We start from the raw sequence: 7,636 nt of genomic DNA, 5'->3' as shown, positions 1-7,636 counted from the left end.
AGATCATAGGTCCGGCTGGCCTCCGCCACCGTGGTTTTGCCCTGAATGATCTCGATCACCAGGGCGGTCTTTCGCTTGGCTGTCCAGCGTTTGACGGTCTCGTCCATACTCTTACTCATGGCTACTTTCTTCCTTTATAGCATGAGCAGGAAATCAGTGGGTCATTACACACATTCCATCCGAAAGGCCCATTTCCCACACCGCAGTGCCCGCCAGACACAAGCCCGCAAACACTGCGACAAGAGCATAACGATCCAAACCAAACCACATGGCAACCTCCGATCTATCAATATAGATACGGGGCAGCGGCAAGTTTCTGTCACAGCTTAAGCGACGAGTTTAGCCACAGCGCAGCAGTCTGCGATCAAAGGTCTGAAGCGAGAGGTCGTAGACATGATCCGGCAACTCTTTGAACCGTGCGAAAGGCATGGCCGTTTGACCATAGGCATTCTCAACATCTGTGCCAGCCAGTTCCGGGAACAACTGCAGGATTTCACGGCGGCACGGCGCAGCCAGTGAGGACAGCCCCCATTTGCCCGGATAGAAACTTTCCGAAGCGATGCCATTGCCAAAGATCACCTGATGCTCTTCGAACATGAGGTGGATGTAGGTCACACTGGTGACGCCATTGGCCACACGCACCTTGCCGCCCTTCAGACGCGCCAGATGGGTCGCGCGGATCAGTTTATCGGTGCCACCGCGCTCGGATTGGTGCGCATATAGCCCATGCTGGGGCGAAACCAACAATCCGCGCGGCCCTGCCCAATCACCAGGCGCAATGCGGATGGGCCGCAGCTCTGGATGACGGGCCAGTTCCCCTGCCCCCAACCGGCGTGAGCCAGCCCAGACCAGCGGCTGTGGTCCGTTATCGCGGGTCACGACCATATCGCCGGGGCGCAACATCTCGATCGGTTTTTCCCCTGTCGGGGTCAGGATCATCGTGCCGACGGTGAAACACGGAATGCCGATGCTGATTAGCTCAAGCTTATCATTCACCTGATCGGCGGTGATCCCTTGCAGAATAATCTGCTCACCATTGGGGAAGGTCAGAACCGCGTGATTGTTGACGTTCTGGGTGACAACTACGTCTTCCCAGCGGATCGGGTTGCCTTCCAGATCGGTCAGGTTGCTAACGTCGATCTGGTGGTTGGTAAAGCCGTCAAGGTTGTCGTCGTTCAGGTCGAACTGGTAGACGTTATCGATGCCGCTGCTGGCAACAATCGTGTCATAGCCTGCACCCGCAACAAGGTGGTCATCCCCCTCGCCGCCGTCCAGGACATCGTTGCCCGCATCGCCCCAAAGCGTATCAGCCCCAAGACCACCGGACAGGGTGTCATTCCCCTGATCCCCGTGTAGCGAGTCATTGCCGTCGCCACCCAGCACCGTATCCGAGCCATAGCCTGCCCAGATCGTGTCCGAACCCGCACCACCATCCAGATAGTTGTCGCCGACCAGACCGTCGCCAGAGCGATCATCGATGCTATCATTGCCATCGCCACCATAGACAACGTCATCACCTGCACCGAACCAGATGGTATCGTCACCAAGGCCGCCCAGAATGGTGTCGCTGCCGCTGATCCCCACTGTATCCGCCGCATACGAGCCCGTGGCCCCATTCGCATAGTCGGTGATCGCGGTGTAGGTGCCCCCAGTTGCCAGATATTCGACGGTTACGTCGTCATAACCTCCACCTGTGTGATCGACCGAGATGCTGGTGAACGGAACGTTAAAAGTAATCGTCCCCGAGGTCGAAGAGCCCGCTGTACCGGTAACCCCGCCGGTGGCACCAACCGCGATACCGCCGCTCAGAACCGCGTCACCTGCGTTAATCATCGCCTGAATATCAACGACAACGCCGTCGATACTGATGATATTCTCTTCAAAGTTCTCAAGGAGACCGAAGGTCAGACGAACAGTCGCAGCCTCATCAAACGACACCTTAAGCGTGGCATCGTCATCAACACGCGCCGCCGGTGTTGAGGCCGCCAGACTAGAGCTGGACACCGTGTAATTGATGTTGACGGTATTGCCGTTGAAATCGCCGTAGATGATGTCGTTGTCGGCGCCACCGTCGATATAGTCAGCGCCCGATCCGCCAAACAGGCTGTCGTTGCCCGCGCCACCCATCACCGTATCGTTGTCAGCACCGCCATAAACGGTGTCATTGCCAAGCTCACCGTCGATCCAGTCAGTGCCCTGTCCGCCGTAGATCAGGTCGCCGTCATTACCCGTGTAGATCGAGTCATTGCCGTCGCCGCCATAGATGGTGTTGGCACCGTTTAGCTGCGCACCGTTGATGTCATCGATATAGTCGTTACCGGCGCCGCCATAGACAACGTCTGCGCCTTCACCGTAAAGAATGCTGTCGTCGCCTGCGCCGCCGTCGATCGTGTCGGCGCCCAACTCACCATAAATGGTGTCGTTGCCGTCGTTGCCTTGCAAGCTGTCGTTGCCGTTGCCGCCGTAAATAAGGTCAGCACCCGTCCCGCCCGAAACAAAATCGTTGCCATCGCCTGCGGTTACGGTGTCATTGCCAGCACCGGCCAGAATATAGTCATTGCCAGCTGTGATCTGGTCGCCCTGCGCGTCCGTGTAGCCGACCCCCATCGAGTCATTGCCGGTCGTGCCATCCACAGGGGTTTTATAGGTTCCGGTCTGACGTGCGGCGATCATATCACCCGCTGTTGTGTCACCGCTGGACTTGGTCACCGCGGTCAATGCAAGCGATTGAATGGGCTTTGCCGTCAAGGCCGCCTGATCGGCGTTCAGCGTGGTTTCAGGCGCTAGGAAGGTATGTCCCTGAAAATCCTGAAAGACATAGGCTGTAATTTGCGCGGTCGTTCCGTCGACATAAGTCAGCGTAATGGCGTATTCGGCAACCGCATCGAATTCTTGCGTGCCAAACCCGTTGACGTGAAATCGGTCCCGCCCGCCACCGTTATCGATGTCGTAGCTGTTGTTGTCATCTTCTAGCAGATAGTCCGCGTAGAGTGTGCCAACCCAATTGTACATCGGATCACTGGCACTACCGTAGGTGTCAAGAATACCGGCTGCATTTTCGGCAGTATTGTTACCCTGTGTCGTATCGATCAGGGCACGCTGCCCGAGATACATTACCTGAAACGTCGTCGACGTAGCCATCCACCAACTCCGGAATTCGGAAAACCACCAAAATAACGATTATCTTGCTAGAGTAGAACTACGTCAAAATTAAGTTCAGATTACTAATGGCATCACAATGCCCAAATTTATGACCACAGTGATATGAGCTTGATCCAAAGAACGTATCCGTTTTAATTTATTATTTATCAGATCCTTAAATAATAAATGCTAATTTTGTGTGCAGGTTTTAGACGGAACCGCTACGTCACCCGCAAGATAGAACGGCACTATCATAGACAAGTTTAATTAACGCAGGCTGACCACTCACGCCGGTCCGCGCGTAGATTTGCTTGGAACAGCTACGTGTTGTCTCGATCGTCCACCCCAAAACCTCGGAGGCTTGCTTCAGGCTATCTCCGGCGCAGAGCCGGGCCAGCAATCGCGCCTCGCTGGGGCTGAGGCCGAAATGTGTGGCGAACTGGGTATCAAAAAGACGCGCGTAATCGGGTGCTACGCGCAAAACCGCGCGGATCACCGGCTCTTCTTGGAACATGTCAGGGCGCAGAACCATCTCGGTCAGGGGCGTATCTGATATGCGCAGTGTTTGTGCGCCCGTGTCTGCCACCGCCCGCGAAAAGGCCCCGCGAAAAGCGGCAGCTATGGCGGGGTCTGTCGGCTCGAACCGGCGGCGCTCGGACAGGCGCAGACCTTGGGCGGCCTCCCACTCTGCCGCGAAATCCGACAGCGCCAGAATTTTTCCTGCAGTGTCGAACAGGATCCAACCGGCCCCCAATTGCGCCCCCGCCTCTGCATCGAACTGCGCAAGGGATTGAGTGCGCAGCGCCGCCAGATACCCCTCGGTCGCTTGGCCCAGAAAAGGCGCAAGACCGCTTAGATATTGCCCCTCTACACTGCGAAAGTCCCTTGCGTGGGCGGGTCGCACCACCATCAGCACCACAGATGTCACCCCATCAATACGGGCTTTCATTAGCCGCGTTGGCCCCTCTAGCGCGGCAGATGTCAGGTCCTCCTGGCCATAAACCCGATCAAAGCGCATCCGAAGGACGCTGTCGGAGGGCAACTCTGGCGACGCTCCCTGACGGACGGAAAAGATCGTATTTCCAGCACGTTCGACCCGCATCAACGCACTCTCTGCCCGCGTCACAGCGCAGAGTTCTGACAGAAATCCCTGCCAAGCGTCTTCGGCCGGCCGCGCATGCGATCCCGACAAAGCTGCTGAAAAAAGCGCCCGAACCAGCGCAGTCTGTTCATCAAAAAGTGCCATATTCCGGATTTACCCCCCATTTGGGAGGTACGCCAGAAAAATCCGGTGGTTATCTGGGCAGAATTCCAAGAGTTGGCGATTGAACATGACACAGAAAACACTGACCCACCTTCAGCGTCTGGAAGCTGAAAGCATTCAAATCCTGCGCGAAGTCGTGGCGGAAGCAGAAAACCCTGTCATGCTGTATAGTGTGGGCAAGGACAGCGCCGTGATGCTGCACCTTGCCAAAAAAGCGTTTTACCCTGCCCCGCCCCCTTTCCCCCTGATGCACGTGGACACCACCTGGAAATTCCAGGACATGTATGCCCTGCGTGACAAGGCCGCTGCCGAAGCGGGGATGGAGCTGATTGTTTACCAGAACCCCGAAGCGAAAGAGCGCGGCATCAACCCGTTCGACCATGGCTCGCTGCACACCGACATGTGGAAGACCGAAGGTCTGAAGCAGGCGCTGGACAAGCACGGCTTTGACGTGGCCTTCGGCGGCGCCCGTCGCGACGAAGAGAAATCCCGCGCGAAAGAGCGTGTGTTCTCGTTCCGCTCGGCCAACCACCGCTGGGACCCCAAGAACCAGCGCCCCGAACTCTGGAGCCTGTACAACGCCCGCAAAGCCAAGGGCGAAAGCGTCCGCGTGTTCCCGATCTCGAACTGGACCGAACTGGACATCTGGCAGTACATCCATCTGGAAGGCATCGAAATCGTGCCGCTGTATTTCTCGGCAGAGCGTCCCACAGTGGAACGCGATGGCCTGCTGCTGATGGTCGATGACGAACGCTTCCCGCTGAAAGACGGCGAAGAGCCCAAGATGCGCTCGGTCCGTTTCCGTACCCTTGGTTGCTATCCGCTGACCGGTGCCGTGGAGTCGCAGGCCAAGACCCTTCCGGAAGTGATTCAAGAGATGCTTCTGACCACCACATCCGAACGTCAGGGCCGTGCGATCGACCATGACCAAGCCGCCTCGATGGAGAAGAAAAAGCAGGAAGGCTACTTCTAAGCCCCTCTTTTCCCTCTGTCTTTTACCATCGAATGAATGCAGGTAATCCCATGACGACCCAAGATCCGATTTACAAAACCGACGCCCTGATCGCCGAAGACATCGACGCCTATCTGGAAACCCACCAGCACAAGACCATGCTGCGCTTCATCACCTGCGGGTCGGTGGACGACGGCAAATCGACCCTGATCGGCCGTCTGCTGTACGACAGCAAGATGATCTTTGAAGACCAGTTGGCCGCACTGGAAGCGGACAGTAAGCGCGTCGGCACCCAAGGCGGCGAGATCGACTTTGCCCTTCTGGTGGACGGTCTGGCCGCTGAGCGCGAGCAAGGCATCACCATCGACGTGGCCTATCGTTTCTTTGCCACCGAAAAGCGCAAGTTCATCGTTGCCGACACCCCCGGCCATGAACAGTACACCCGTAACATGGTCACCGGTGCCTCGACCGCCGATCTGGCCGTGATCCTGATCGACGCCCGCAAAGGCGTGCTGACCCAGACCCGTCGTCACAGCTATCTGGTGAACCTTCTGGGCATCAAGAACGTGGTTCTTGCGGTCAACAAGATGGATCTGGTCAGCTATAGCCAAGAGACCTTTGACAGCATCGTTGCGGACTACAAAGCCTTTGCCCAGAGCATCGGCATTGAAGAGTTCACCGCAATCCCGATCTCGGGATACTGCGGCGACAACATCACCGCCAACAGCGAAAATACCCCGTGGTACACTGGCACTGCCCTTCTGCCGCACCTTGAAGCGGTTGAGGTCAACAACACCGCCGATCAGGACAAATCCTTCTGCCTGCCGGTACAGTGGGTCAATCGTCCCAACCTTGATTTCCGCGGCTTCGCGGGCACCATCGCCAGCGGCACTATCCGCCCCGGTGATGCGATCCGCGTGCTGCCGTCGGGCAAGACCTCGACCGTGGCCCGCATCGTCAGCCTTGAAGGCGACCGCGAACTGGCCGTCGCTGGCGAGGCTGTGAACATCACGCTGGCGGACGAGATCGACTGCTCGCGCGGTCAGGTGATCGTTGCGGCGCAAGACCCGCTGGAAGTGGCCGACCAGTTCGAAAGCACACTGGTCTGGATGGATGAGAACGCTCTGGTTCCCGGCCGCGCCTATTGGCTGAAGATCGGCACCCAGACCGTTTCGGCCACCGTGCAGCACCCCAAGTATGAGGTGAACGTCAACACGCAGGAACATCTGGCCTCGAAGACGCTGGATCTGAACGCGATTGGCGTGGCGAACATCACCACCGACCGTGAAATCCCCTTTGCGCCCTATGCAGAGAACCGCACCCTTGGCGGGTTCATCTTGATCGACAAGATGACCAACCACACGGTTGCCGCGGGGATGATCCACTTTGCCCTGCGCCGCGCCCAGAACATCCACTGGCAGGCGACCGATATCGACCGCGAACACCACGCAAACATGAAGCACCAGAAACCTGCGGTGCTGTGGCTGACAGGTCTGTCGGGCTCGGGTAAATCGACCATCGCCAACATCATCGAGAAGAAGCTGGCACGCATGAACCGCCACACCTTCCTGCTTGACGGCGACAACGTGCGTCACGGTCTGAACAAGGACCTTGGCTTTACCGAAGCGGACCGCGTGGAAAACATCCGCCGCGTGGGCGAAGTTGCCAAGCTGATGACCGACGCCGGCCTCATCGTGATCACCGCCTTCATCTCGCCCTTCCGTTCGGAGCGCGACATGGTACGCAGCATGATGCAGCCCGGCGAGTTCATCGAGGTTTTCGTCGACACGCCGCTGGAAGTGGCCGAGGAGCGCGACGTGAAAGGTCTTTATGCGAAGGCCCGTTCGGGTGCGCTGAAGAACTTCACGGGCATCGACAGCCCCTATGAGGCACCGATGAACGCTGAAATCCGTATCGACACCACGGCTATGACCGCAGATGAAGCCGCTGATCTGATCATCGCGCGCTTGATCCCGTAAATTCGGGATCAATGGCCTGAGAAAGACGAACGGCGCGTCCCTTTACTGGGGCGCGCCGTTTTTACGTTGTTTTGTGGGGTTAGACGGGTCTGGGGGCTCTGCCCCCGGCCTTTGGCCTCCCCCGAGGTATTTTTGCCAAGATGAAGGCAAGGCGCTTTTGTGGCGCCCTGTTTTCTTTAGCTGAAGCTTTCCGAAAGGAGAGTTTCGGGCAGGTTCTGGTAGCAGACGGGGCGCAGGAAGCGGCGGATGGCGAGGGTGCCGACGGAGGTGGCTCCGAAGTTGGTGGAGGCGGGGTAAGGG

At 57.7% G+C, this 7,636-nt stretch carries 4 protein-coding genes; 2 read left to right on the top strand and 2 right to left on the bottom strand.

Translation table 11 applies throughout. The features are described from left to right. Nucleotides 1-339 precede the first annotated feature (339 nt). Together CLV74_RS22250 and CLV74_RS22245 are read right to left on the bottom strand one after the other, a co-directional pair. On the bottom strand, nucleotides 340-3,141 hold the full coding sequence (locus CLV74_RS22250; RefSeq protein WP_106269120.1) for a Hint domain-containing protein: 2,802 nt from the start codon (nucleotides 3,139-3,141) through the stop codon (nucleotides 340-342). Nucleotides 3,142-3,367: 226 nt separating this feature from the next. Then, nucleotides 3,368-4,387 (bottom strand): helix-turn-helix transcriptional regulator, encoded by a 1,020-nt coding sequence (locus CLV74_RS22245; RefSeq protein WP_106269118.1) that lies wholly within the window; start codon nucleotides 4,385-4,387, stop codon nucleotides 3,368-3,370. Between the two features lie 85 nt (nucleotides 4,388-4,472). On the opposite strand from CLV74_RS22245, the gene cysD reads away from it, so the two are divergent. Beyond that, nucleotides 4,473-5,378, top strand: coding sequence for a sulfate adenylyltransferase subunit CysD (gene cysD / locus CLV74_RS22240; RefSeq protein ID WP_106269116.1), 906 nt, complete (start codon nucleotides 4,473-4,475; stop codon nucleotides 5,376-5,378). Between the two features lie 50 nt (nucleotides 5,379-5,428). Beyond that, on the top strand, nucleotides 5,429-7,336 hold the full coding sequence (gene cysN / locus CLV74_RS22235) for a sulfate adenylyltransferase subunit CysN (RefSeq protein WP_106269114.1): 1,908 nt from the start codon (nucleotides 5,429-5,431) through the stop codon (nucleotides 7,334-7,336). Nucleotides 7,337-7,636: the final 300 nt, after the last annotated feature.

The organism is Donghicola tyrosinivorans, assembly GCF_003003355.1.
Lineage (GTDB): Bacteria > Pseudomonadota > Alphaproteobacteria > Rhodobacterales > Rhodobacteraceae > Donghicola > Donghicola tyrosinivorans.
This window is presented reverse-complemented; position numbering and strand designations above follow the sequence as displayed.

What these genes read in the sequence shown, in the direction of transcription:
- CLV74_RS22250 (WP_106269120.1), bottom strand. Translation starts at nt 3,141, where the DNA reads ATGGCTACGTCGACGACGTTTCAGGTAATGTATCTCGGGCAGCGTGCC.
- CLV74_RS22245 (WP_106269118.1), bottom strand. Translation starts at nt 4,387, where the DNA reads ATGGCACTTTTTGATGAACAGACTGCGCTGGTTCGGGCGCTTTTTTCA.
- cysD (WP_106269116.1), top strand. Translation starts at nt 4,473, where the DNA reads ATGACACAGAAAACACTGACCCACCTTCAGCGTCTGGAAGCTGAAAGC.
- cysN (WP_106269114.1), top strand. Translation starts at nt 5,429, where the DNA reads ATGACGACCCAAGATCCGATTTACAAAACCGACGCCCTGATCGCCGAA.